Source organism: Planococcus halotolerans, assembly GCF_003289955.1.
Lineage (GTDB): Bacteria > Bacillota > Bacilli > Bacillales_A > Planococcaceae > Planococcus > Planococcus halotolerans.
The window spans coordinates 39,858-66,192 of record NZ_QLZR01000007.1 but is presented as its reverse complement, the minus strand read 5'-3'; the positions used below and the strand labels follow the sequence as shown (position 1 = coordinate 66,192).

Here is a 26,335-nt window from a genome sequence, read left to right as displayed (position 1 = left end):
CAGGAGCACGGACCGGCTTATGACCCGAAGAGCTAGGCGCTGGAAACTGGACATTGGAATACTCTTGTCTAAGAATCATTAAACTATTGAGAATATACTTTCTTAACCATAAAAAAATCATCCCGATGTTCGCGGAATGATTTTTACAAAACTCAATAATGAACGATGTTCATTATAGGAAACTGTCCGGATTTTACTCGGGCGGTTTCTTTTTCCGTTGTCATGGAAATAGAGGAGTACATCGCCGTCTGTGTCTTCAAAGCCGACAAGCGGCACCCAATGATAATTGAACAGGGGTTTTGAAAACCAGCGGAATGTGAAATAGCGGTCGAACTTCATCGCCAGTGGCCTGCCGCTCCGAAGTTCCCGTTTTACTTCGGAAAGGGAGCGGGTTTTTTGGATGACATATTGGCTGCCGGCGATCTTGCGGAAATTCCGCACAAGCCTCCAGGTAAAGAGGCCGATTGCTGTAGTGCCCAGCAGCCGGTATACGTCATTGATGCCAAGGGATACATTTTCGTGAAAGTTAAAAATGGCGGCTGCAGTAACAGGCCCACAGGCGGAGCCGCGTATTTTATCGTTTATCTCTGAATCATATTGTGACATTCCTTCAAAAGGGAGAAGAATTTTCAAGTCCATCGCCTCCAAACTGAATTTACGTCATTTCGAAGAAATGCTTTCTTTCTTTTCATCGAGCAATTCTTTTAAAGCAGCGCGGAAGGTTTGATAAACTTCCAGTTCCACCTGAATGCCGGCATGTACGATTTCACGGACAAAGCGTGGATTAAATCCAACATAGATTGGGCGGAGCCCCATCAATTTCAATGCACTGTTCAACGCAGTCAGTTCATTTGCCAGCTCATTATAATCGAAAGTCTGGATATCTTCGGACTGGACGCCGGTAAAATCAAAGATGACGCATTCCGTTTCGCGGTGATCGCCTGCGTGCTGCAATGCTTTGCTGCGGATCAATTCGAATCGCTCGCTCGAAATCAATCCGGCAATCGGCATTAGAATCGTTTTTGGAACAATTGATGGAATGATGGGTGCAGACATATTTTTGATGACCATTTCGTAATATTTTACAAGATCTTTTAATTCACTTATTTCTTTTTGGGGATCCATGGTGCCACCTCATTAAATTTGGTAACTCCAGTATACAATATTAGAAGAGGAAGTGCCCGTGAAGATGTGAAAAAGGCTTGTCAAACCTGAATAGCTGGTCATAACAAAACAAGTTCCGAAAGATCCAAGTTTGGAGAAATCGCAGTCAATTAAGCATAAAAAAAGAATAGGCATGAGCCTATTCCGGTTGGTTAGATAGAAAGTCAGTAACATCTTCAGGAGATTTTGCGTTTGCGCTATGGAGATGTGCTGTTTTTTCACCGTTTTTGAAAATAAGAAGGCTTGGAATTCCCATGACTTCGTATTTATCGGCGATTTCCGGCAATTCATCGCGGTTCAAATCGAACCATTGGTATTTATTATACTCAGCGACGATGGGATCGATGAACATGTCCATGCGTGTGCAATCCGGACACCATCCAGCCTGGAATTTGACGATTACCGGCTCGTCGCCTGTAATGGCTTGTTGGAATTCTTCATTGGTAGTTAGGGATTTCATAAATTTTTCCTCCTGTTGTTTCTATGATAATAAGAAATGAACGGATGGTTGATAAGATCGTCACCACAATCAGTCTATTGACTCAACTTTTATAGTGTACCTTTCATAGGCATTTTCGAAAAGAAAAGAAACTTGTCGGCTAAAAAAATTGAGGATTAAATATTGCGAAAAAAAGGAAAATAACTTACACTAAGGGATATAGAGAACGTTCTATTTTTTTTAGCTCAAAAATGAATGAGGATTCATTCAAAAAATATGAGGAGGGTTTGCTAGTGGCATACCAAATAAGAAAAGCAGCAGTAATCGGATCCGGAGTAATGGGATCAGGGATTGCAGCGCATCTTGCAAACATAGGAATTCCAGTATTATTACTAGACATAGTTCCGCGTGAAGTAACGGAAGCGGAACAGGCGAAAGGCCTGACGCTTGAAGATCGTGCAGTTCGCAACCGTATCGCAACAGCTTCAATCCAGAAATTACTGAAACAGAAACCGGCTCCTCTGACAGCCAAAAAGAATTTAGATCTTATCACACCCGGAAACCTTGAAGACGATCTGGAAAAACTTGCAGACGTTGATTGGGTCGTTGAAGTAATCGTAGAAAATCTCGATGTAAAAAAATCTATGTATGAAAAAATTGATGCTGTAAGAAAGCCTGGCACAATCGTATCCTCCAACACTTCGGGAATCAGCATCGATGCGATGGCTGAAGGCCGTTCAGAGGATTTCAGCAAGCATTTCCTGGGTACTCATTTTTTTAACCCGCCGCGCTACCTGAAACTTTTGGAAGTAATTCCAGCGGCATCTACTGCACCTGAAGTTGTTGAGTTCATGACTGCTTTCGGTGAAGATGTTCTTGGCAAAGGCGTAGTTATCGCAAAAGATACACCTAACTTTATTGCAAACCGCATCGGCACTTATGGTTTATTGGTTACACTTCGTGAAATGCAGAACCGTGGCTATTCAATCGGTGAAGTGGATTCCGTCACTGGACCTTTAATCGGGCGTCCGAAATCGGCGACATTCCGTACATTGGACGTAGTTGGCCTCGATACATTCATGCACGTTGCGAAGAACGTCTACGATAAAACCGAAGGCGAAGAGCAAAAAGTGTTTGAAGCTCCTGAATTCATGAAAAAAATGGTTGAGAACGGATGGATCGGCGCTAAATCCGGCCAAGGTTTCTTCCTTAAAAAAGACAAAGAAATTCTTGAACTGGATCCTGAAACTTTGGAATACCGCCCTGCCGGCAAATTGAAAACGCCTTCACAGGAAATGGCTAAAGCACAAAAAGGTTTTTCTGCGAAGATGAAAACGCTTGTTTATGCAGATGACCGCACAGGTGAATTATTATGGAACATCCTGGCTCCGGTTCTTCGCTACTCCGCTGAATTGAATGGCGAAATCGCAGATGACATCGTCTCTATCGACAATGCCATGAAATGGGGCTTCGGCTGGAACCAAGGACCTTTCGAAATTTGGGATGCAATCGGCGTTCAGAAATCCGTTGCAAAAATGAAAGAAGAAGGACATAACGTTCCTGCTTTCGCCCAAAGCCTGCTGGACAGCGGCAACGAAACTTTCTATAAAGAAGTTGACGGCGATCTTCATTTCTTCAATGGTTCAGATTACGAAGCTGTTCCGGTCAATGAAAAAGTGATCGACTTGAAACGTTATAAGAAAAAACATGGCGTCATCAAATCAAATTCTGGTGCAAGCCTGATTGACCTTGGAGACGGCATTGCGCTTCTGGAGTTCCATTCACAATCGAATGCAATCGGCCTTGATATCATGCAAATGATCAATTTTGCGATTGATGAAGTCGAGAAGAATTACAAAGGGCTTGTAATCGGCAACCAGGGCAAGAACTTCTGCGTCGGTGCAAACCTGGGCATGATTTTGATGGAAGCTCAGGATGATAATATCTTCGAACTTGATTTCACTATCAAAACATTCCAGAAGGCAATGATGAAAATCAAATACAGTTCAAAACCTGTAGTAGCGGCACCATTTGGAATGGCACTTGGAGGCGGAGCGGAAGTGGCTCTTCCAGCTGCACATATCCAGGCTTCAATGGAAACTTATATGGGCTTAGTAGAAGCGGGCGTTGGGCTGATTCCTGGCGGCGGCGGAAACAAAGAACTTTATATGAAACACTTAAAAGGATTGCCGAATGGCATCGACTTCGACTTGCAGAATGTAGCAAGCAAAGTTTTCGAATCAATCGCGATGGCAAAAGTTTCGACTTCTGCAGAAGAAGCGCGTGAAAATAACTTCCTGAACTTTGTCGATGGCATCAGCGTCAACAGCGACCACCTTATCTATGATGCAAAACAGGCTGCATTGTCTTTGTTTGAAAACGGCTACCAGGCTCCGAAACGTGAAAAAGTGCCTGTTACCGGTGAACCGGGATACGCGACTTTATTGCTTGGAGCGGAAGGAATGTTCCTGTCAGGCTATATCAGCGAATACGATCTAAAAATCGCCCAGAAATTGGCGTTTGTACTATCGGGAGGCAAAGTTCCATACGGCACGAAAGTGGATGAACAATATTTGCTTGACCTTGAACGCCAGGCATTCCTGAGCTTAGTGGCGCAGCCGAAGTCACAGCAGCGCATGCAGCATATGCTGGTCAAAGGCAAACCGTTACGCAACTGATCCAAAGATATTAAAGGAGGAAAAAATATGCGCGAAGCAGTAATCGTGGCCAGTGCCAGAACACCGGTCGGAAAAGCGAAAAAAGGTTCTCTTGCATCGGTGCGCCCGGATGATTTCGGTGCACTCGCTGTACGGGAAACATTAAAACGGGCAGGCGGATACGACGGCCCTATAGATGATTTGATCATGGGCTGTGCAATGCCGGAAGCCGAGCAAGGCATGAACATCGCCCGCAACATCGGAGCGTTGGCAGGCTTGCCGGATACGACACCTGCCGTAACAGTCAACCGTTTCTGTTCATCAGGCTTGCAGACAATCGCCTATGCAGCAGAACGCATCATGGTTGGACACGCCGAAGCGATCATCGCTGGCGGTGTTGAATCGATGAGTATGGTGCCGATGATGGGGAATGTCATCCGTCCTAATGCGAAATTGGCTGAAACAGCTCCTCAGTATTACATGAGCATGGGCCACACAGCTGAGCAGGTAGCGACTCAATACGGCGTCAGCCGTGAAGATCAGGATGCTTTCTCAGTACGCTCCCATGAAAATGCGGCAGCTGCTATTGAAAAAGGGCATTTTGATGAAGAAATCGTGCCTGTTGAAGTTACGAAAAGATACGTTGATGAAAACAATAAATACCAGGAAAAATCTTTCATGTTCGAAATGGATGAAGGCGTCCGCCACGGTACGACTGTGCAGACATTGAACAAACTGCGCGCGGCATTCTCTGCACGCGGTTCAGTAACAGCGGGTAACTCTTCGCAAACATCCGACGGCGCAGGTGCTTTGCTTGTAATGGAACGTGAAAAAGCGGAAGCACTCGGCCTCAAACCGATTGCGAAATTCCGTTCATTCGCTACAGGCGGCGTGCCGCCGGAAGTAATGGGAATCGGACCGATTGAAGCGATTCCAAAAGCATTGAAACTTGCTGGCCTGTCGGTCAGTGATATTGATGTGTGGGAACTGAACGAAGCTTTCGCTTCACAATCACTTGCAGTCATCAGAAAATTGAACATCGACATCGATAAAGTCAACTTGAACGGCGGAGCAATTGCGCTTGGGCACCCACTGGGTGCAACCGGTTCAATCCTGACAATCCGTATGATGAGTGAACTGAAGCGCCAAGGCAAACAATTCGGCGTAGTCACAATGTGCATCGGCGGAGGAATGGGCGCAGCAGGCGTCTTTGAAATGCTGTAGGATTCATTAAAATGTATAACCGATATTCCGCAAAACAGCTTCGAAGACATTAGCCGAAGCTTGCAAGGCTAAGTCTTTGCGACGAAGCAGCGTAGCGATTCAGGAGCACAATGGTTTTGCCTGGGGGCTCCCCTGGGCGTCTGCGCTGTTTTGCTCCATATCTAAGCCATTCTTTAAGTGCCGGCGCGGCTCAGGAGCAGGCGAATGCCGACGGAGCAAAGACGAGTGGTCTTCTCGGCTTATTGTGGGAGGCAAGGTTCGCCATACGAAGATGGCGTATCCTTTGCGACGAGCAGTGCGCAGGAGCATAATCTTTGCACTGTTCAAAGCGCCGAAACGGTGTATAAAGTAACTGCTTTTTTATCTCATAAGGCTTTATAAAATAGGAGGAATATAAAATGTCAGAATCAAAAACATTAATTAAAGGCGGAAGCTTCCTGATCGAAGACGCTGATCTTTCACGCGTATTTACACCGGAAGATTTCACAGAAGAACATAAGATGATCGCTAAAACAACTGAGGATTACGTGAACACAGAAGTAATGCCGGTTGTTGAAAACCTTGAAAACCATGAATTCGACCATTCCATACGCCTTCTGAAAACAGCAGGAGACCTTGGTCTTTTAGGAGCTGACGTTCCTGAACAATACGGTGGTTTAGGCCTCGATAAAATCGCTTCAGCTTTGATTGCTGAAAAAATGTCCAAAGCAGGCGGTTTCTCGATCACTCACGGTGCCCACGTTGGTATCGGTTCATTGCCGATTGTTCTTTTCGGTAACGAAGAGCAAAAACAAAGCTACCTGCCACGCCTTGCAACTGGTGAAATGATCGCTGCATATGCATTGACTGAACCAAGCTCTGGATCGGATGCACTTGGCGCTAAAACGACTGCCAAGTTGAACGAAGCAGGCACACACTACGTATTGAACGGCGAAAAACAATGGATTACAAACGCTGGATTTGCGGATGTATTCGTAGTTTACGCGAAAATCGACGGAGAGCAGTTCTCTGCATTCATCGTTGAGCGCCAATTCACAGGCGTTTCTGTAGGACCTGAAGAGAAGAAAATGGGGATTAAATCATCTTCAACTCGTACACTGATCCTTGAAGATGCAGAAGTGCCTGTTGAAAACCTGTTGGGAGAAGCTGGCCGTGGACACATCATCGCCTTCAACATCCTGAACATTGGCCGTTACAAATTGGGAGTAGGCACTATCGGAGCTTCAAAACGTGCGATGGAAATCACGATTCCTTACACGAACCAGCGCCAGCAATTCAAAACACCTATTTCATCATTCAACCTGACTCGTGAAAAACTTGCGACGATGGCTTCACAACTGTATGCACTTGAAAGCTCGGTTTACCGCACTGTTGGTTTATTCGAGGACCGCATGAGCGGCTTTACGGATGAAGAACACGCGAACGGTAAATTGGTTGCGGATTCAATCGCTGAATTTGCAGTGGAATGTTCGATGAATAAATTCTTCGGTACAGAAACACTGGACTTTATCGTTGACGAAGGCGTTCAGCTGCATGGCGGTTACGGCTTCATGCAGGAATATGAAATCGAGCGCATTTACCGCGACTCACGCATCAACCGTATTTTTGAAGGAACAAACGAAATCAACCGTTTGCTGGTTCCTGGTACATTGTTGCGTAAAGCAATGAAAGGCGAATTGCCACTATTGCAGCACGCTCAAAAACTTCAGGAAGAGTTGTTGATGATGATGCCGGAAGAAGTCGGCACTGAAGCATTGGCTCAGGAAAAATATCTGGTAGGCAACGCGAAGAAAATCGCAATCCTTGCTGCTGGCCTTGCTGCTCAAATTTACGGCACGAAATTGGAACAGGAACAGGAAGTTCTTGTGAACATCGCTGATATCGTCAGCAATGTATTCGCTATGGAATCAGCTGTTCTGCGTACTGAGAAAGCAATCGCTGCTTCAGGTGAAGAAAAAGCGAAGCAAAAACTTCTTTATACACAAATCTATTGCCAGGAAGCATTCGACAAGATCGAAAAAGATGCGAAGGAAACTTTGATCGCTGCAATTGATGGCGACAACCAGCGCATGATGCTTTCAGCATTACGCAAATTGACTCGTTCAACTCCTTACAATGTAATCGCTAAAAAACGCGAAGCTGCTGTTAAGTTGATCGATGTTGAAAAATACGTAGTTTAATAGACTATTTGAAAGGCCGCCATCTTTTTGGCGGCTCTTTTTTATTCGCCCGCATACCATGCCTTTGCTAGAATAGTAATGAGAAGGAGGTTTTAAATATGTTGGATTTTTATTGGTACCCGAAATGCAGTACTTGCCAAAAAGCGAAAAAGTGGTTGACCGCGAACGGGGTGGACTTCAAGGAAATACATATCGTCGATAACCCGCCGGCAAAGGATGAGTTGAGAAGAATGGTGGATGCCAGCGGAATCGATTTGAAGAAGTTTTTCAATACAAGCGGGCAGCAGTACCGCGAACTTCAGTTAAAGGATAGGCTCCCTGAAATGTCCGAAGATGAAAAGCTGGAACTGCTGGCTTCAAATGGCATGCTGATCAAGCGTCCGCTCGCATGGAATGGCACGGAGGCGACTGTTGGATTCAAGGAAGAGAGTTATAAAAATACCTGGTCTTAAGTAATGTGCAATCTTGTAATTGGACGGTTAATATGTCAAACTGAAATTGAAGCTACTACATATTTTGGAGGCGTTTGGATGAGCACACCACAAGAACTTCGTTATTCAAAAGAACATGAATGGGTAAAACTTGAAGATGGTAAAGCACGCATCGGCATTACTCATTTCGCGCAAGCTGAGCTTGGAGATATCGTTTTCGTTGAATTGCCGCAGGTCGGCGACGAACTTAAGAAAAATGAACCATTCGGCAGCGTTGAATCTGTTAAGACGGTATCGGAACTATATGCACCAGTCAGCGGCAAAGTGGTTGAAGTTAACTCTGAGCTGGAAGACAGCCCGGAATTTGTTAACGAGTCTCCATACGAGCAGGCTTGGATGGTAGTCATTGGAGCTCCTTCTGAAGATGAAATGGGCGATTTGATGGATGCTGACCAATACAAAGAAATGACAAACGAGTAAGAACCAGTAAGCGCCTGTTTTTCGGCGCTTTTTTTAATAAGCATTTATTGCACGGGAATCATATTTGAAATACTGATCGATGAGGCGAGCATATCAATTGATAAGGGTGTAACGGGTATATAATATAGATAGATATCGACATGCTTTCTATTCCAATTATTCAGTGGGGTGTTGGATTATGGATAAAGTGATTGTGGTGGAGGGAATTTCGGATAAAAACAGAATTGCGCCGCTCATTGCAGAATCCGTGACGATTCTTTGCACAAATGGTACAGTGAGTGCAACCAGGCTCGAAGAATTGCTGTTGCCATTTGAAGGGCAGGATATCATTGTTTTGGTGGATGCAGATAAATCAGGTGAAAAGCTCAGGAAGCTGGTCAAACGTGAATTTCCGGAAGCCCGCCATTTTTATATTGATCGGAGCTACAAGGAAGTGGCTACAACCCCTTTGCGTATTCTTACTGATGTTCTTATTGCAGCAAATGTCCGAGTCAATAACCTATTAGCCGAAGGATGACGAAACATGAAAGAATGGAACCATAAAGAGTGGAGCAAAGCAAAAAACACCAATAAGCTGGCGGCTTATTACCTATACACACCCATGTGCGGCACTTGCCAGCTGGCTTCAAAAATGCTTGAAGTTGTAGTCGCGGCCATGCCGGATTTGCCGATTGGCAAAGCAAACTTGAATTATGTACAGGAAATCGCTTCTTTATATGAAATTGAAAGCGTTCCGTGCCTGTTGATAACAGAGAACGGCAAGCTAAAAGAAAAAGTTTATGCATTTCATTCTGTTCCTTATATCTATGAAAAGTTAAAAACTGTTGACGTATAAAACGAGCCGTGATAAATTAATATCCTGAACTACAAACTTAATAACGTAACTCTTATAAAGAGTGGTGGAGGGAAGTGCCCTGTGAAGCCCGGCAACCGTCATGAAAATGAAATGGTGCCAAGTCACACAAAGCGAAAGCTTTGGAAGATGAGAGAACGGTTAACGTATATATTTTTACGCGTGCCCTTCTGCTCATTTCTGAGCGGAAGGGCTTTTTATTTTGAAGTAGGAGAGTGTATCAATGATTGAGTTAAAGCAATTGACGAAGACCTTCGATGTCGGCAAAACCACATTGACAGCTGTGGATGATGTAAATCTGACGATTGCAGACGGAGAGATCTTCGGCATTATCGGCTACAGCGGTGCCGGCAAGAGTACGCTGATCCGCATACTGAACGGTTTGGAAAAACCAACTTCCGGGACAGTGGATATAAACGGACAAAAAATTACTGATATCAAAGGTGCCGAGTTGCGCAAGGCACGCCAAAAGGTAAGTATGATTTTCCAGCATTTCAATCTTCTTTGGTCCCGGACAGTGCAGGAAAATATTGAATTTCCACTTGAGATTGCCGGTGTGCCAAAAGCGAAAAGAGTCGAAAAAGTAAAGGAACTGGTTGAATTGGTGGGGCTGGCTGGCCGGGAGCATGCTTATCCGTCCCAGCTGTCAGGCGGACAGAAACAACGGGTCGGTATAGCCCGCGCGTTGGCAAACGATCCGGAAGTGCTCCTATGTGACGAAGCCACTTCAGCACTTGATCCTGAAACAACGGACGCTATATTGGATTTGCTGGTCGATATCAATAAACGCCTCGGTTTAACAATTGTTCTGATTACACACGAAATGCATGTAATCCGGAAAATCTGCCATCGTGTTGCTGTAATGGAAGGCGGTAAAGTGGTGGAACTTGGAGATGTGCTGGAGATTTTCCAAACACCGAAACAGGAAATCACCAAACGCTTTGTTGCGCAAGTCACCGAGTCAGAGGATTCAAGCGAAACCATTAAGCACCTTCGGGAATTATATCCAACAGGGGAACTGGTGAAGCTCGTATTCGTCGGTGAACAGGCGGAGCAGCCGATATTGACTCAGCTGATCCGGAAGCATCCGGTGGAAATCAATATTGTTCAGGGGAAAGTATCCCATACACAGCGGGGAGCCTATGGAACATTGATCCTGCAGTTAAAAGGCACGGATGCAGAAATTCGGCAAGCGCTCGAGTTTCTCAATCAGGAAAATGTGCAGGCGGAGGTGATGGCAAATGATTGAGTCATTATTTCCGAATGTCGACTGGGATAAGATGTGGGAAGCAACATACGAAACCATCTATATGACAGCAATGTCCACACTATTCACATTCATCATCGGCCTGGTCCTTGGCATCATCTTATTCTTAACTGCACCAAAACAATTATGGGCCAATAAAATCGTCAATTGGCTGACAGGAGTTTTCGTCAATGTTTTCCGTTCCATACCGTTTATCATTTTGATCATTTTGCTGATTCCTTTCACAAGCTTCCTGATCGGAACCATTCGGGGACCGAACGCCGCATTGCCGGCATTGATTATCGGGGCAGCTCCATTCTATGCGAGGCTGGTTCTGATTGCTTTCCAGGAAATCGACAAAGGTGTCATTGAAGCCGCTCGGTCGATGGGAGCCACAACAGGGACCATTATCCGGAAAGTCTTATTGCCGGAATCAAAACCCGCTTTGATTTCAGGGATTACGGTCACTTCCATTGCATTGGTTGGATATACTGCAATGGCTGGGGTCATTGGTGCTGGCGGACTTGGAACTTTGGCATTCCTGGATGGATTCCAGCGCAGCCGCCCGGACGTTGTATTAATGGCTACTATTTTAATTTTGATCATCGTATTCATCATCCAATTTATCGGTGATGCGTTAACTAAAAAAGCAGACAAACGTTGATGACGGAATTTCCGTTGACATAAAAAACAACTACAGAGAAAAGGGAGATTACACATTATGAAAAAACTTTTAACAGGAACTTTATTGGCAACACTAGCACTTGCAGGATGCGGCAGCGACAGCAATGAAACTGGAACTGACTCAAGCAACGGCGGATCTGGAGAAAGCGAAACAAGCACGATTAAAGTCGGGGCTTCAAATGTGCCGCACGCAGAGATTTTGGAACAGGTACAGCCGATCCTGGAAGAGCAGGGGATCGAACTGCAAATCGAAACGTATCAGGATTATATATTCCCGAATGAAGATTTGGATTCCGGCGAAATTGACGCTAACTACTTCCAGCATATTCCTTACTTCGAATCTCAAATGGAAGAGCACGGTTATGATTTTGCAAATGCCGGCGGTATCCACATCGAACCAATCGGCGTTTACTCGCAGGAATATGATTCTTTAGAAGAGCTTCCAGAAGGCGCTACTATTTTAATGAGCAGTTCAGTAGCTGACCACGGGCGTATTCTTTCTATGTTAGAAGCTCAGGGATTGATCACTTTAGCTGAAGACATCGACAAAACAAAAGCTGAAGTAAGTGATATTACTGAAAACCCGAAAGATCTGCAATTTGAAACAGATTACGAAGCGGCTCTATTGGTACAAATGTATGAACAGGGTGAAGGAGATGCAGTACTGATCAACTCCAACTACGCAATCGACGCCGGCATTAACCCGCAGGAAGATTCAATCGCACTTGAAGATTCAGATTCACCATATGTAAATATTATCGCAGTTCGTTCAGGCGATGAAGACAATGAAGAGGTACAAGCGTTGGTAGAAGCTCTTAAATCCCAGGAAATTCAGGATTTCATCTTGGAAGAATGGGGCGGCTCTGTAGTACCGGTTGACTAATTTACAGAAAAGCGACTGTGAAGAGATGGGCCAAATAGAATTTGGGCCATCTCTTTGCGACGAAGCTAGCGCAGCGATGCAGGAGCAACATAGTTATAAGCAGTCCAGCGGAGTGGTCTTGACCTCATAGCTGGGCGGTGGGAGTCTGGACAAAGAAAAACAAAAGCATCCTTCGGGATGCTTTTTGTACGTTATCGGGAGATTGGTAAAAAGTATGCAATTAATTAGGAAAGATAAACTATGGATAATGATTATTTTGATATAGTTAAATGATGTAATATTCCGTGTATTTTCAAATGGCTTATCTTATTTCACTTTCTGTGGTAGTTTGATATCTATTACAAAAGCATTTGTACACATAGGGGGGACATGCAATGAAGTTTAAATTCGGTTTACTGCCAAGAATTATTGTGGCAATTGTATTGGGAGTTTTAATTGGTTCCATTGCTTCAGAAAATATTGTCAGGTTATTTGCTACTTTCACGTCCATCTTCGGCAATTTCTTGAACTTTATCGTGCCGCTGATCATTCTCGGATTTATCGCACCTGGAATTGCGAAATTGGGTAAAGGGTCCGGCAAGCTGCTGGGGGTTTCAACACTGGTTGCATACAGTTCGACGGTCCTTGCCGGTGTTTTTGCATTCGGCGCAGCTATGCTTATTCTTCCTGGTTTTATGGAAGGACGGGCACTTACAAGCCTGGACGATCCTGAACATGCCTTGGCTAAAACGTTTATCGAGTTGGAAATGGCCCCGTTGTTTGGTGTAATGTCCGCTTTGATCCTTGCATTTCTTCTTGGAATCGGAATGGCCTCAACAGGCAGTAAAACAATGATTTCCTTCTTTGATGAATTCCAGGCAATTATTGAGAAAACGATCTCGATTATCATCATTCCACTATTGCCTTTCTATATTTTCGGCATTTTTGCCAACATGGCATATGGCGGAGCGGTAATGGAAATCCTATCGTTATTCGGAATTGTATTTGTTATGATCATCATCTTGCATTGGCTGATGCTGCTCATTCAATACACTACTGCTGGTACTTTGGTGAAAAAGAATCCATTCAAACTGCTTAAGACGATGATGCCGGCTTATTTCACAGCACTTGGTACACAGTCATCTGCTGCGACGATTCCGGTTACTCTTCGCCAGGCGCGTAAAACAGGTGCAGATGAGCGAATTGCTGATTTCTCTGTTCCTCTTTTTGCAACAATCCATTTATCAGGCAGTACGATTACACTTGTATCCTGTGCGATCGGAGTTGTTCTGCTTACTGGCCAAACACCTGAATTCGGCTCCTTCTTTCCGTTTATCCTGATGCTTGGGGTTACGATGATAGCTGCTCCCGGAGTACCGGGTGGCGCAGTCATGGCGGCTATCGGCTTGCTTCAAAGCATGCTCGGTTTCGATGCGACGATGGTGGCGTTGATGATTGCACTTTATATGGCTCAGGACAGTTTCGGAACAGCCGCGAATGTTACCGGCGATGGCGCGTTGACCAATATTGTCGACCGGTTGACAAACGGACGGAAAGTTTAGAAAAGTGACAGAATTCTATGGATTTCGGCTATTTTCTATTCTCTATACTCTTCGATTAAGCTATGGTAATATATCGAAGTATTGAGAATAGGGAGGAAACACCATGAAAAAATTATTGGTTATCGGTTTATCTTCATTTCTTTTTTTAAGTGCTTGCAGTTCTGAAGAAACGACTGAAACGACAGATTCATCTGCTGGCGAAACGGCTTCAACAGACAATGCTGAAGTGAAAAAAGAATTGATGAGATTTTATATGGCTGTGCCTAATACGATCAACGAAGTGGACGGCGATTTGAATACTTTTGAACAGCAGCAGGAAGAAGGGATTCTACCTGAAGGCGATGAATTGACAGCGGTGAAAGAAGCGGCTGCAAGTTCTGCTGAAGAAGCTTCCCAAGCGGTTGAAGGAATTGAAATTCCAGAAGCATTAAATGATAAAAAAGAAGACATCGAGTCAGCACTTGGCATGATTTCAGAATCATACGATATGAAAGCTGCTGCCCTTGCTGAAGAAGAAACCTCACTTGAAGCTGCAAATGAAAAATTCGCAGAAGCAGATGAAATTTTCAACTCTATCCTGGAAGAGCATGAATTGATTCCTTCCAGTATTCAAAATGAAGTAAAATAATAAATTCAGAAGAAAAACAAAGCCTGACATACAGATGTCAGGCTTTTTCTTATATTTTCCATAAACTATGACGATAGGTCCATTTTCAGACAAATTAGTTCATTTTACGTTTATGGCAATTTCATTGGGGTATAATGGTTACTGTAAGAAAATTTGAAAGGAATGATTTATTATCGAGTCAAACGGTATCGAGCATACTGAGAAAATGGAACAGGCATTTAGAAATGCACATGGTTTTGGAATCAATGAGTATCAGAACGATCCGGGAAAGATAATTGAAGTGGAACAACGAAGAGATATGGATTACAATGACAGCCAAAGAATTGTTTCTCAGTTAGAGCGTCAAGTACACCGTGATATATAAAATAAATTCAGTTGAAAGCTGATAGTAAAGCCGATGCCTTGTGCATCGGCTTTTTTCAATTGCGAAGGAAGCTTACTCACTCAAATTAGGCTGGCACAATCAGGTTGGTTGCCAAGGTCTACTGGATTTTCTTACTGAAAGCCATTCTCAATTAAATCCCATTCATTGAAAATGAAAATAATTAACTTTTTTTTTGAAATAATCGTTCGGCACTTTAAAAATACAGAGTTTTAAATTGTTTCAGCCTGGTTTGCAAACCCGGTTTAATGATTTGCCAGAGCAGTCAATATCGGTTAAGATTAGAATGATACTAATTAAGAATGGTTATCCGTTCAACATTAACTATATGGAGGTATTTACATGTCAACTTTGGTCATCAAGGATTTACACGTTGAAATCGAAGGTAAAGAGATTTTAAAAGGTGTAAACTTAACTATTAATACAAGCGAGATTCATGCAATCATGGGTCCGAACGGTACAGGTAAATCAACATTGGCTTCTGCTATCATGGGCCACCCGAAATATGAAGTAACGTCTGGTTCCATCACTTTGGACGGAGAAGACGTTTTGGATATGGAAGTTGACGAGCGTGCACGCGCTGGACTTTTCCTTGCAATGCAATACCCAAGCGAAATTTCTGGAGTAACAAATGCTGACTTCATGCGCTCTGCCATGAACGCACGCCGCGAAGAAGGCGATGAGATTTCATTGATGAAATTCATCCGCGAACTTGACAGCAAAATGGAAGTCCTTGATATGGATCAGGACATGGCGCAGCGTTACTTGAATGAAGGCTTCTCAGGCGGAGAAAAGAAACGCAATGAAATCCTTCAAATGATGATGATCAAACCGACAATCGCTGTTTTGGATGAAATTGACTCCGGTTTGGATATTGACGCTTTGAAAGTCGTTTCTGACGGCATCAACCAAATGAAAGGCGAAGATTTCGGCTGCCTGATCATTACTCACTATCAGCGTCTATTGAATTACATCACGCCGGACCATGTCCACGTTATGATGCAGGGCCGCGTTGTTAAATCAGGCGGAGCAGAACTTGCGCATAAATTGGAAGCTGAAGGCTATGACTGGATCAAGCAAGAACTTGGAATTGAAGACGAGACAGTAGGACAAGCATAATTGAAGGGAGAGACTGGCATGACGGTTGAAACAAATTTAAAAATGACCGAGCAAGAGCTGCGCTCCTTTTCAGAGATGAATGGTGAACCTTCATGGTTTACCGAGTTGCGCCTTCGCTCGTTTGCAGAAGCGGAAACATTGCCGCTTCCAAAACCAGATAAAACAAAAATCCTGAACTGGAATTTTACAGATTATCCGGTTCACACAGTAAAAAGCTCTACATTTGCTTCTATTGAAGATTTGACGGAAGATGTCAAAACGATTGTAGACCTTGAGCAAAAAAATCTTTATATCCAGCACAATAATACACCGGCGTTTTCGCGGATTTCAGAAGACTTGGCTGCTAAAGGTGTAATCTTGACAGACATTTTCACAGCACTTCGTGAACATGGCGACCTGGTGAAAAAATACTTCATGACAAACGGCGTAAAAGCTGATGAGCATAAATTGACTGCTTTGCACGCTGCATTGATGAACGGTGGAGCATTCCTTTACGTTCCGAAAAACGTTGAAGTTGAAGAACCGGTTCAAGTCGTGTTCTATCATGACGATGCAGAAGCTTCATTATTCAACCACGTTATCGTTGTTGCGGATACAAGCAGTAAAGTTACCTATGTTGAGAACTACTTCTCAACTGTTGCAAAATCAAATGGTTTAGCGAATATCGTTTCAGAAGTATTTGCTGAAGATAACGCACAAATCACTTATGGCGCAGTTGATGTTCTTGCAGAAGGGTTCACGACTTATGTGAACCGCCGCGGTGTTGTTGCGCGTGATGCGAAACTTGAGTGGGCGCTTGGACTGATGAATGACAGCGACACTATCTCTGAAAATGTTACGCATCTAGTAGGCGATAACTCGATTGGCGATACGAAAACTGTCGTAGTCGGACGGGGAAGCCAAAAACAGAACTTTACAACAAAAGTTGTACATTGGGGCAAAGATTCCGATGGGCAAATTTTGAAGCATGGTGTTATGAAAGATTCTTCTTCGGCTATTTTCAATGGTATCGGTAAGATTGAACATGGTGCAACAAGATCGAATGCGGAACAGGAATCGCGTGTATTGATGCTTAGCCCAAATGCTCGCGGCGACGCAAACCCGATTCTGTTGATCGACGAAGATGATGTTACAGCAGGCCACGCAGCATCTGTTGGCCGTGTAGATCCGCTTCAACTCTATTATCTGATGAGCCGAGGCATTACTAAACAAGAAGCTGAACGTCTTGTTATTCACGGTTTCTTGGCGCCAGTTGTTAATGTGCTGCCAATCGAAGGCGTTAAAAAGCAATTGACGGAGGTTATCGAAAGGAAAGTCCGCTAATGATCAGTAAAGAGATAAAAAGCTATTTTCCTATATTGAACCAAGAAATCAACGGCAACCCGCTTGTCTATCTGGACAGCGCTGCAACATCACAGAAACCAGTGCAGGTAATTGAAGCGCTGGAGAATTATTATAAATTCGATAATTCAAATGTGCATCGCGGCGTCCATACTCTTGGCAACCGTGCCACGGAAAAATATGAAGGCGCCCGTGAAAAGGTGCAAAAATTCATCAATGCCAGTTCCACGGAAGAAATCGTCTTTCTTCGTGGGACGACAACGGCCATAAATCTTGTAGCACAAAGCTACGGACGTGCCAATGTCAATGAAGGCGATGAAATTGTCATCACTTATATGGAACATCACTCAAATATTATCCCGTGGCAGCAGTTGGCAAAAGAGCGTGGAGCGATTCTCAAATATATTGAACTTGAAGAAGATGGAACCATTTCTTTGGAACAAGTGCAAGCGGCTGTTACTGAACGGACTAAGATTGTTTCGATGGTATATGTTTCAAATGTTCTCGGAACGATGAATCCGGTAAAGGAAGTTGCACGCATCGCCCATGACAATGGTGCTGTAATGGTGGTTGACGGGGCACAGGCTGCTCCTCACCTGAAAATTGATGTCCAGCAATTGGACTGTGATTTCTTTGCTTTTTCGGGCCATAAAATGGTAGGCCCGACTGGAATAGGTGTATTATATGGAAAGAAAGCTTTATTGAACGAAATGGAGCCGGTCGAGTTCGGTGGCGAAATGATTGATTTTGTTGGCCTTTACGATTCGACTTGGAAAGAGCTTCCATGGAAATTCGAAGGTGGCACGCCTATAATAGCCGGTGCAGTGGGACTTGGAGCCGCAATCGATTTTCTTAATGAAATCGGTTTGAACGAAATCGAAAAGCATGAACATAAAATGGCAGCGTATGCCATGGAAAAAATGAGCGGAATCGAGGGCCTTGAAATATACGGGCCAAAAGATCCAACTAAGCGCGCAGGCATCGTCACATTCAATTTGAATGATGTCCATCCGCATGATGTGGCGACGGTGCTGGATATGAGCGGCATTGCTGTCCGTGCAGGCCATCATTGTGCGCAGCCATTGATGAAATGGCTGAAAGTTACCGCTACAGCCCGTGCAAGCTTCTACGTCTATAATGACGAATCGGATATCGACCGTCTTGTAGAAGGATTACGCTCTGCAAAGGAGTATTTCAACGATGTCTTTTAAAAACTTAGATCAATTGTATCGGTCTGTAATTATGGACCATTATAAAACGCCACGGAATAAAGGCACCATTGAAAACGACAGCATTAACATCGAAATGAACAACCCGACATGCGGAGACCGTATTCATCTGACTTTGCAGGTTGAAGACGGCATCGTGAAAGATGCAAAATTCGATGGTGAAGGCTGTTCGATTTCCATGGCCTCTGCGTCAATGATGACACAGGCAGTCAAAGGAAAAGATGTGGAAACGGCTCTTGGGCTTTCTAAAACTTTTTCTGACATGATGCTCGGTAAAGAGTATGATGAGTCTGAGGATCTGGGCGATATTGAAGCGCTGCAAGGAGTTTCACAATTCCCGGCACGCATCAAATGTGCTACTCTAGCCTGGAAAGCCATGGAAAAAGGTGTGCACGAGCAAGAAAAATCGTAACACAAGAACGGAGGAACGATAATGGCTAAAAAAATGCCTGAAATCGGTGATTATAAATACGGGTTCCATGACAAAGACGTCTCGATTTTCCGCTCAAAACGCGGATTGACTGAAGATATCGTCAGAGAAATTTCTAATATCAAGAGCGAGCCTGAATGGATGCTTGAATCTCGTTTGAAAGCTCTTAAATTGTTTTATTCTATGCCAATGCCACAATGGGGTGGCGATCTGGCACCGTTGAATTTTGACGAAATCACTTATTACGTTAAACCATCGGAAGCCAGCCAAACTTCATGGGATGAAGTACCGGATGAAATCAAACAGACTTTTGATAAATTAGGTATCCCGGAAGCGGAACAAAAATACCTTGCAGGTGTTTCTGCACAGTATGAATCAGAAGTTGTCTACCACAACATGAAAGTTGAACTTGAAGACATGGGCATCATCTTTAAAGATACAGATGCTGCACTTCGTGAAAACGAAGACTTGTTCCGCGAATACTTCCAGACAGTCATTCCGGCTGCCGACAATAAATTCGCGGCTCTAAACACAGCTGTTTGGTCAGGCGGCTCATTCATTTATGTTCCGCCAAATGTTAAAGTTGAATCTCCGCTGCAAGCTTATTTCCGTATCAACTCGGAAAACATGGGGCAGTTCGAGCGTACGATGATCATCGTGGATGAAGGCGCGAGCGTTCATTACGTAGAAGGCTGTACAGCACCGGTTTATACGACGAATTCACTGCACTCTGCTGTAGTTGAAATCATCGTTAAAAAAGACGCTTATTGCCGTTACACAACAATCCAGAACTGGGCAAACAACGTCTATAACCTTGTTACAAAACGTGCGTTTGTTGATGCCAATGGCACAATGGAATGGATCGATGGGAATATCGGTTCTAAATTGACGATGAAATACCCTGCAGTTTACCTTCGCGGTGAAGGCGCACGCGGTATGACATTATCAATTGCAATCGCAGGCAAAGGCCAGCACCAGGATGCGGGCGCTAAAATGATCCACATGGCACCGAATACTTCATCTTCCATCGTTTCGAAATCAATTTCGAAACAGGGCGGTAAAGTTTCGTACCGCGGGATTGTCCGCTTCGGCCGTAAAGCTGACGGAGCCCGTTCGAACATTGAATGTGATACGTTGATCATGGACAACCTGTCCACATCTGATACGATCCCATACAATGAAATCCTGAACGACAATGTATCTTTGGAACATGAAGCGAAAGTTTCAAAAGTATCCGAAGAGCAATTGTTCTACTTGATGAGCCGTGGCGTTTCTGAACAGGAAGCTACTGAAATGATCGTTATGGGCTTCATCGAGCCATTCACAAAAGAACTTCCAATGGAATATGCGGTTGAAATGAACCGTTTGATCAAGTTCGAAATGGAAGGTTCAATCGGTTAATAAATTCTTTAACAAATCCCCATTGCTAAAAAGCAATGGGGATTTTTTTCTGCCATATACGGGTAAAGCTGGGATAGGACGTTCTATTTTTTCTATGCTATCATTTAACTAACAGTATCTCGGAGGTGGCGGAATGATTTACGCTGGATTAACGGGTTGGGGAGATCATCCGGATGTTTACAGTCCGGGATCTAAGCAAAAAGACAGATTGACTGATTACACAGGGCATTTTCCAATCGTGGAATTGGATTCTTCTTTTTATGCCGTGCAACCCGAAAGAAATATAAGAAAATGGATTGCCGAGACACCTGATTCTTTTCAGTTTATTGTTAAAGCATATCAGGCGATGACCGGACATTTACGCGGAGAAAACCCTTTTGATACAGAAGAGGAAATGTATGAAGCCTATATAAAATCCATCAGGCCGCTGAAGGAAGCCGGCAAGCTAGCGATGGTCTTGCTGCAATTTCCGCCTTGGTTTGATTGTGTCAAAGAAAACGTGGACGAGATAAGGCGGATAACGAACAAGTTAAGTGAATTTGATTTGGCGATCGAATTTCGCCATCAATCTTGGTACGCTGAGGGATTCCGGGAAAAAACCTTTGAATTTCTTCGGGAACATAATTTGATCCATTCTGTTTGTGATGAACCGCAGGCGGGCGATGGATCAATTCCACTGGTGCCTGTTTCAACAAGAAAAGATAAAGTCTTGTTCCGTCTCCATGGTCGCAATGTTCACGGATGGCAGAACGTGGGGAACTCAAAGAACTGGCGGGAAGTCCGCTATTTATACGATTACAACGACGAAGAATTAACGGAAATCAGCAAGGCAGCAAATAAGCTGGCGGAACAGGCTGACAATGTGTATGTCATTTTTAATAACAACTCCGGCGGCCATGCTGCAGGAGATGCAAAACAATTCCGGCAAATGAATGACTTGACCTTCGAAGATCTTGCACCGAAACAAATGGATCTTTTTGAAGAGGAATTTTAACGAGAGGCAATAAAGAGGTGTTTTAAAATGGCTGAAACTATTCATATATATCACACAAATGATCTGCACAGCCATTTTGGCAATTGGCCCAGTATCCATGCTTTTTTGGCTGAACGGAAGCGCTGGCACGAAGAAATGGGTGATTTCTGTCTTATTTTGGATATCGGAGATCATGTGGACCGTTCTCACCCTTATACAGAAGGGACAGCAGGAAAAGGGAATGTGGAATTGTTGAATGAAGCTGGTTATGATGCAGTAACGATAGGCAATAATGAAGGCATTACTTTGTCAAAAGAGGAATTGGATGATTTATATAAGGATGCGAATTTTGATATTATCCTATCCAATCTCTTAGCTGAAAACGGTGATCGGCCGGATTGGGCGAAGCCGCATAAAATTATTCGGACATCTGAAGGAAAACGGATCGGTCTTGTCGGTGCCACTGCTGAATTCACTCCTTTTTATGAAAGATTAGGCTGGAAAGTGACTGCTGCAAGGGAATCCATACTTCAATCGGTAGAACAGATTAAAGCAGATACGGACTTTATCGTCTGTTTATCACATCTTGGGATAAGGGAAGACGAACTACTTGCTGAGAGCTGTCCGGAAATTGATTTGATATTAGGTGCGCATACCCATCATATTTTTCATGATGGTAAAATGATCGGCAATGTGCTGCTCGGAGCTGCAGGTAAGTTTGGAGCTTATCTTGGCCACGTTATTATAGATGAAGATTTAAAAAAGAAAAAAGCGTATTTAATTGAAACAGAGAAATTGGATAATCCGGATGAAAGCTATGACCAAAAGCTGCGGGAGAATGGAAAAGATTTGATGAGGGATGCTGTATTCTATAACGATGCAGCCCTCAAAGCCGAATGGTTTAAGGAGTCGGAGATGGCTCAGTTATTCGGAAAGGCCATGATTGAATTTTCGGGAGCGGATTGTGCGCTATTCAATGCCGGCTTGTTTATGGAAGATATGCCGCTTGGCGAAATCACCCGTTACGATTTCCACCGGATGCTGCCGCATCCCATCAATCCGTGTATGATCGAACTGACCGGCGCGGAATTGAAGGAAATTTATCTCCAGTCGATGAACTCCGAATGGCCGCAGCTTGAATTGAAAGGCCTGGGCTTCAGAGGTGCTGTTTTTGGGAAGATGATCCGTACAGGAATGGATATGGACAATCATCAGTTATATATCAATAATAAGCTTGCAGACAGTAACAGAGTGTATAGGCTCATCACGTTGGACATGTTTACTTTCGGTTATTTCTTTCCGGAATTCAAGCGTTCTCCGAAAACCTATTTCATGCCGGAGTTTATCCGGGACGTCTTCAGCGATTATTTCTCGCGCAATACAGTGCAGTAAGTGGACTGTCCGGTCTGAAATTGACCTTGATTTTAAGACAATTTTAGTATATGCTAACAAAGAATTGTATATCGATGGGTAGAGGCTGCAAAACCGATCAGTAAAATATGTGAGCGTGACAGCGATGATCATATTTGAAAGGCGGTTTTGCCGAAGTCCATTTTCCGTTGTCACCGGGAAGTGAGGCTGGGGGCATCCTTAATAGGGATGCCACTGTCATTTATGCTTGCATAAATGGAGAGCTACAGGGTTGTTTGATGTTTTACCGCACAGACGAATTGTAGAAAGCCGACTTATCCCTTAGGATAGAGCCGGCTTTTTTTCTCCATTCTATTCCATCAAAAAATAGGAGGAAACTATTCATGGAAAACACGATCTTCTCGATCCTGCCGCCGATTATCGCAATCGTAATGGTGTTGCTGACACGGCGGGTACTTTTATCACTGGGTGTAGGTATCATTTCGGCGGCGCTCATTTTAACATCATTTGCCCCAGTTGGTACACTGCAGGAATTATTTACATCATTTCAGGTAATTTTCTGGGATGAAGGCTTTAACGCATATAATGTCTTTATTCTTCTATTCTTGCTATTGCTGGGTATAATTACTGCATTCGTCAGTTTGTCCGGAGGAAGCCACGCTTTTGCCGACTGGGCTTCAAAACGGGTCAAATCCCGCCGCGGGGCAAAAATGCTTACGGTAGCGCTTGGTATTCTTATCTTCATCGATGATTATTTCAATGCACTGGCAGTCGGACAGGTTGCTCGCCCAATAACCGACCGCTACAAGGTGTCACGTGCGAAACTCGCTTATTTCATCGATTCCACTGCAGCTCCTGTCTGCGTGGTTTCACCGGTTTCAAGTTGGGGCGCAGCAATCATTGGGATCATCGCAACGATTCTCGCAGGTCAAACATTCGTGGAATATTCGGCTTTGGAAGCATTCCTATGGATGGCGCCGATGAACTTTTATGTTATCGCGGCACTCGCCATCGTATTTTTCGTAGCTTACCGTGATGTAGATTTCGGTGAAATGAAAAAGCACGAAGTGAATGCTATCGAGAACGGACAGCTTTATGATCCTGAGAAATCGATTCCAGGAGAAATGAAAGAAGAATTCCCGTCCCATTCCCATGGGCGTGTACTTGATCTACTGCTTCCAATCCTCGTGTTGGTTGCAGGAACAATCGCCGCAATGCTGTGGACGGGTTATCAAAATGCCGGTCAGCAGCTGGATATCTGGCTGATATTTGAAAACACCGATGTTCCTCTATCATTGCTGGTTGGTGGACTTTTAGGAACAATTACATCCATCGTTCTGTATTTGCTGCAAATGAACAAAAACGAAACTGCCAATGCCGGATGGATCGGCAAAGGAATCTGGGCAGGGATCAAATCGATGATGGGAGCTGTCCTGATTCTGATTTTCGCCTGGTCTCTGACTTACCTTATCGGCGCACTTGAGACAGGCACTTATCTTGCGGGAATTGTGAGTGATGGTAATATTCCAGTTTCAGTTCTTCCGGTCATGCTATTCCTTCTGGCGGGAGTAATGGCGTTTTCAACCGGTACATCGTGGGGGTCATTCGGTATCCTGTTGCCGATTGCCGGAACCATCATGATTGAAGCTGCACCGGAATTATTATTGGCATCTTTGTCAGCAGTTCTTGCAGGTGCGGTTTTCGGTGACCATTGTTCACCGATTTCAGACACGACAATCTTGTCCTCGACTGGCGCAGGAAGTAATCATATGGACCACGTCGCTACACAGCTTCCTTATGCATTGACAGCTGCGGCAATCGCGGCAGTAGGGTATTTGGTCATAGGTCTTACTGGTTCGCTTTTATGGTCTTTATTGGCTGTTGTTATTATCCTTACAATACTATTTGTGGTTTGGTCACAAAGAACAACTACACTTGAAAGAGCCAGAAATGCTCAGTAAATAGAAAGCGGAGAGAATTCCTCTCCGTTTTTTTATTATTATAGGAATAGTTTTTTTAAAAAAATATATGAAATCGTCTTTACTTTGAACTACCCGCTCGGTATACTATTTTTAGATTAAATAATAATCTGAAAATATACAAACTTCCCATTTTTCTGTAAGAGAATTGGAAGTTCGTAAAGAGGGGGAGAAATTATGGAACGTTCGCAATGGGGGACACGCGCCGGTTTTATCATGGCGGCAGTCGGCTCGGCAATCGGTTTGGGAAACATTTGGCGCTTTCCGTATGTGGCCTATGAAAATGGTGGAGGAGCATTCTTTATACCGTACTTATTCGCTCTGTTAACTGCAGGGATACCGATTCTAATCTTAGAATTCACCATCGGGCACAGATACCGTGGATCAGCGCCATTATCATTCTTCCGCATGAGCGGCAAGAAAGCGGAATGGCTGGGCTGGTGGGCAGTAATCGTATCATTCGTCATATCCGTTTATTATGCAGTCATCATCGCCTGGGCAATGCGATATACGATTTTTGCAATTAACCAGGCATGGGGCACTGACACAGAAACATTCTTGTTTGCAGATTTTCTGCAGCTTGGAGACGTCCCGGGACAAACCGGCGATATCGTCTGGGGTATTTTTATCCCGCTAGCGCTGGTATGGGCTATCACTCTTGGAATTCTTTTAGCTGGAGTCAAGAAAGGGATTGAAGCTGCCAACCGGATTTTCATTCCGACATTGGTGGTCATCTTCCTTATTATTGTTATCCGCGCTGTTACTTTGGATGGTGCGATGATGGGTCTAAACGCATTCTTCGAACCGAATTTTGATGCCATCATGGATCCGTCGGTTTGGGTTGCTGCTTACGGACATATTTTCTTCAGTTTATCCGTAGCCTTTGCCATAATGATAACTTATTCAAGTTATCTTCCGAAAAAATCGGATATCACAAATAACGCTTTCATTACCGGATTTGCCAACTCAAGCTTTGAGTTGCTTGCAGGGATTGGGGTATTCGCTGCACTCGGCTTCATGGCGGCGCAATCCGGTGTAGAAGTAGCTGACGTAGCAGCTGGCGGAGTCGGTTTGGCATTTGTGGTATTCCCGCAAATCATCAACCAGTTCCCAGGATTGAATGGACTCTTCGGTGTCCTGTTCTTCCTGTCATTGACTCTTGCAGGATTAACTTCCTTGATGTCAATCACAGAAACGTATGTAGCAGCAATTTCTGAGAAATTCGGAACTTCACGCCGCAAAGCGGTTGCTTTCGGTGGCGGATTGGCTGCATTAATTTCCATTCTGTTCGCTACTCAAGGCGGTCTTTACTTCCTTGACCTTGCAGATTACTACATCAACCAATTTGGTGTTGCAGCAGTCGGTCTTATTGAAGTTGTCATGGTTGTATGGGTTCTGCGTAAAGCAGATAACCTTAAAAATCATGCAAATGCAATTTCTGACATCCAGCTTGGTGGCTGGTGGAAATTCAGCCTTGGGGTCATAACTCCAATCGTGTTGGGTTATATGATGTTCGGATTGCTGAGACTTAATATCCTTAAAGGATTTGAAACAGAAACAGGTAACTATGAAGGCTATTCCGATATGTTTACATTATTCGGAGGCGTCGCTGTAGCAGCTGGTGCTTTAATCTTAGGAATCTTGTTCTCACTCGGCAAATGGCATAAGAGCCATGCGCAATTCGAAGAAGAAAAATAAGG

At 44.0% G+C, this 26,335-nt stretch carries 24 protein-coding genes, 1 pseudogene and 2 riboswitches; of the genes and pseudogenes, 22 read left to right on the top strand and 3 right to left on the bottom strand.

The window, feature by feature from the left end; genetic code table 11:
* Nucleotides 1–117: 117 nt before the first annotated feature.
* The 3 genes and pseudogenes from DP120_RS14850 to DP120_RS14840 all read right to left on the bottom strand — a co-directional run.
* On the bottom strand, nucleotides 118–633 hold the full coding sequence (locus DP120_RS14850) for a cysteine peptidase family C39 domain-containing protein (protein ID WP_112224458.1): 516 nt from the start codon (nucleotides 631–633) through the stop codon (nucleotides 118–120).
* 27 nt (nucleotides 634–660) lie between these two features.
* Nucleotides 661–1,125 (bottom strand): STAS domain-containing protein, encoded by a 465-nt coding sequence (locus DP120_RS14845; protein ID WP_112224457.1) that lies wholly within the window; start codon nucleotides 1,123–1,125, stop codon nucleotides 661–663.
* A 178-nt stretch (nucleotides 1,126–1,303) separates the two neighbouring features.
* Nucleotides 1,304–1,633, bottom strand: a pseudogene (locus DP120_RS14840) (thioredoxin family protein); the annotation flags it as partial.
* Nucleotides 1,634–1,896: 263 nt separating this feature from the next.
* Between DP120_RS14840 and DP120_RS14835 the strand changes: the two are divergent.
* The 22 genes from DP120_RS14835 to DP120_RS14730 all read left to right on the top strand — a co-directional run bounded on the left by DP120_RS14835 (nucleotide 1,897) and on the right by DP120_RS14730 (nucleotide 26,333).
* Complete coding sequence (locus DP120_RS14835) at nucleotides 1,897–4,281, top strand: 3-hydroxyacyl-CoA dehydrogenase/enoyl-CoA hydratase family protein (RefSeq protein ID WP_112224455.1); 2,385 nt, start codon at nucleotides 1,897–1,899, stop codon at nucleotides 4,279–4,281.
* A 27-nt stretch (nucleotides 4,282–4,308) separates the two neighbouring features.
* Nucleotides 4,309–5,484 carry an acetyl-CoA C-acetyltransferase gene (locus DP120_RS14830; protein WP_112224454.1) on the top strand — a complete coding sequence of 392 codons (1,176 nt, stop codon included), beginning with the start codon at nucleotides 4,309–4,311 and terminating at the stop codon, nucleotides 5,482–5,484.
* Between the two features lie 398 nt (nucleotides 5,485–5,882).
* Nucleotides 5,883–7,664, top strand: coding sequence for an acyl-CoA dehydrogenase family protein (locus tag DP120_RS14820; protein ID WP_112224452.1), 1,782 nt, complete (start codon nucleotides 5,883–5,885; stop codon nucleotides 7,662–7,664).
* A gap of 98 nt (nucleotides 7,665–7,762) precedes the next feature.
* Entirely contained in the window at nucleotides 7,763–8,116 is a 354-nt protein-coding gene (locus DP120_RS14815; RefSeq protein WP_112224451.1) for an arsenate reductase family protein, read from the top strand.
* Nucleotides 8,117–8,194: 78 nt separating this feature from the next.
* The gene (gcvH, locus tag DP120_RS14810; RefSeq protein WP_112224450.1) at nucleotides 8,195–8,575 is read left to right on the top strand and encodes a glycine cleavage system protein GcvH; all 381 of its coding nucleotides are present in this window, start codon (nucleotides 8,195–8,197) and stop codon (nucleotides 8,573–8,575) included.
* A gap of 178 nt (nucleotides 8,576–8,753) precedes the next feature.
* Nucleotides 8,754–9,092, top strand: a complete 339-nt coding sequence (locus tag DP120_RS14805) for a toprim domain-containing protein (protein ID WP_112224449.1) — start codon at nucleotides 8,754–8,756, stop codon at nucleotides 9,090–9,092.
* Nucleotides 9,093–9,098: 6 nt separating this feature from the next.
* Nucleotides 9,099–9,410, top strand: a complete 312-nt coding sequence (locus DP120_RS14800) for a thioredoxin family protein (protein WP_112224448.1) — start codon at nucleotides 9,099–9,101, stop codon at nucleotides 9,408–9,410.
* A gap of 49 nt (nucleotides 9,411–9,459) precedes the next feature.
* A riboswitch (SAM riboswitch) is annotated at nucleotides 9,460–9,564 on the top strand.
* An 87-nt stretch (nucleotides 9,565–9,651) separates the two neighbouring features.
* The gene (locus tag DP120_RS14795) at nucleotides 9,652–10,677 is read left to right on the top strand and encodes a methionine ABC transporter ATP-binding protein (RefSeq protein ID WP_112224447.1); all 1,026 of its coding nucleotides are present in this window, start codon (nucleotides 9,652–9,654) and stop codon (nucleotides 10,675–10,677) included.
* Nucleotides 10,670–11,338 carry a methionine ABC transporter permease gene (locus DP120_RS14790; RefSeq protein ID WP_112224446.1) on the top strand — a complete coding sequence of 223 codons (669 nt, stop codon included), beginning with the start codon at nucleotides 10,670–10,672 and terminating at the stop codon, nucleotides 11,336–11,338. The genes DP120_RS14795 and DP120_RS14790 overlap by 8 nt, the downstream gene beginning before the upstream one ends.
* A 57-nt stretch (nucleotides 11,339–11,395) precedes the next feature.
* Nucleotides 11,396–12,241: a MetQ/NlpA family ABC transporter substrate-binding protein gene (locus DP120_RS14785; protein WP_112224445.1), complete on the top strand. Its 846-nt coding sequence runs from the start codon at nucleotides 11,396–11,398 to the stop codon at nucleotides 12,239–12,241.
* A 374-nt stretch (nucleotides 12,242–12,615) separates the two neighbouring features.
* Complete coding sequence (locus tag DP120_RS14780; RefSeq protein WP_112224444.1) at nucleotides 12,616–13,782, top strand: dicarboxylate/amino acid:cation symporter; 1,167 nt, start codon at nucleotides 12,616–12,618, stop codon at nucleotides 13,780–13,782.
* A gap of 103 nt (nucleotides 13,783–13,885) precedes the next feature.
* On the top strand, nucleotides 13,886–14,410 hold the full coding sequence (locus tag DP120_RS14775) for a hypothetical protein (protein WP_112224443.1): 525 nt from the start codon (nucleotides 13,886–13,888) through the stop codon (nucleotides 14,408–14,410).
* Between the two features lie 205 nt (nucleotides 14,411–14,615).
* A complete protein-coding gene (locus DP120_RS18850; protein WP_165843814.1) occupies nucleotides 14,616–14,774 on the top strand; it encodes a YuzK family famiily protein in 159 nt (52 codons plus the stop codon).
* A 354-nt stretch (nucleotides 14,775–15,128) separates the two neighbouring features.
* Nucleotides 15,129–15,911 carry a Fe-S cluster assembly ATPase SufC gene (gene sufC, locus DP120_RS14770; RefSeq protein WP_338066474.1) on the top strand — a complete coding sequence of 261 codons (783 nt, stop codon included), beginning with the start codon at nucleotides 15,129–15,131 and terminating at the stop codon, nucleotides 15,909–15,911.
* A gap of 18 nt (nucleotides 15,912–15,929) precedes the next feature.
* Nucleotides 15,930–17,234 (top strand): Fe-S cluster assembly protein SufD, encoded by a 1,305-nt coding sequence (sufD, locus tag DP120_RS14765; protein ID WP_112224441.1) that lies wholly within the window; start codon nucleotides 15,930–15,932, stop codon nucleotides 17,232–17,234.
* On the top strand, nucleotides 17,234–18,463 hold the full coding sequence (locus tag DP120_RS14760; protein WP_112224440.1) for a cysteine desulfurase: 1,230 nt from the start codon (nucleotides 17,234–17,236) through the stop codon (nucleotides 18,461–18,463). The genes sufD and DP120_RS14760 overlap by 1 nt, the downstream gene beginning before the upstream one ends.
* Nucleotides 18,453–18,893, top strand: coding sequence for a Fe-S cluster assembly sulfur transfer protein SufU (sufU, locus tag DP120_RS14755; protein WP_112224439.1), 441 nt, complete (start codon nucleotides 18,453–18,455; stop codon nucleotides 18,891–18,893). Before DP120_RS14760 ends, sufU begins: the two co-directional genes overlap by 11 nt.
* 21 nt (nucleotides 18,894–18,914) lie before the next feature.
* Nucleotides 18,915–20,312 carry a Fe-S cluster assembly protein SufB gene (gene sufB, locus DP120_RS14750; RefSeq protein WP_112224438.1) on the top strand — a complete coding sequence of 466 codons (1,398 nt, stop codon included), beginning with the start codon at nucleotides 18,915–18,917 and terminating at the stop codon, nucleotides 20,310–20,312.
* Nucleotides 20,313–20,445: 133 nt separating this feature from the next.
* Nucleotides 20,446–21,306 (top strand): DUF72 domain-containing protein, encoded by an 861-nt coding sequence (locus DP120_RS14745; RefSeq protein ID WP_112224437.1) that lies wholly within the window; start codon nucleotides 20,446–20,448, stop codon nucleotides 21,304–21,306.
* Nucleotides 21,307–21,333: 27 nt separating this feature from the next.
* Complete coding sequence (locus DP120_RS14740) at nucleotides 21,334–22,677, top strand: bifunctional metallophosphatase/5'-nucleotidase (protein ID WP_112224436.1); 1,344 nt, start codon at nucleotides 21,334–21,336, stop codon at nucleotides 22,675–22,677.
* Between the two features lie 71 nt (nucleotides 22,678–22,748).
* A riboswitch (Lysine riboswitch) is annotated at nucleotides 22,749–22,930 on the top strand.
* 109 nt (nucleotides 22,931–23,039) lie between these two features.
* Nucleotides 23,040–24,617, top strand: a complete 1,578-nt coding sequence (locus DP120_RS14735; protein ID WP_112224435.1) for a Na+/H+ antiporter NhaC family protein — start codon at nucleotides 23,040–23,042, stop codon at nucleotides 24,615–24,617.
* Between the two features lie 195 nt (nucleotides 24,618–24,812).
* Nucleotides 24,813–26,333: a sodium-dependent transporter gene (locus tag DP120_RS14730; RefSeq protein ID WP_112224434.1), complete on the top strand. Its 1,521-nt coding sequence runs from the start codon at nucleotides 24,813–24,815 to the stop codon at nucleotides 26,331–26,333.
* Nucleotides 26,334–26,335 lie beyond the last annotated feature (2 nt).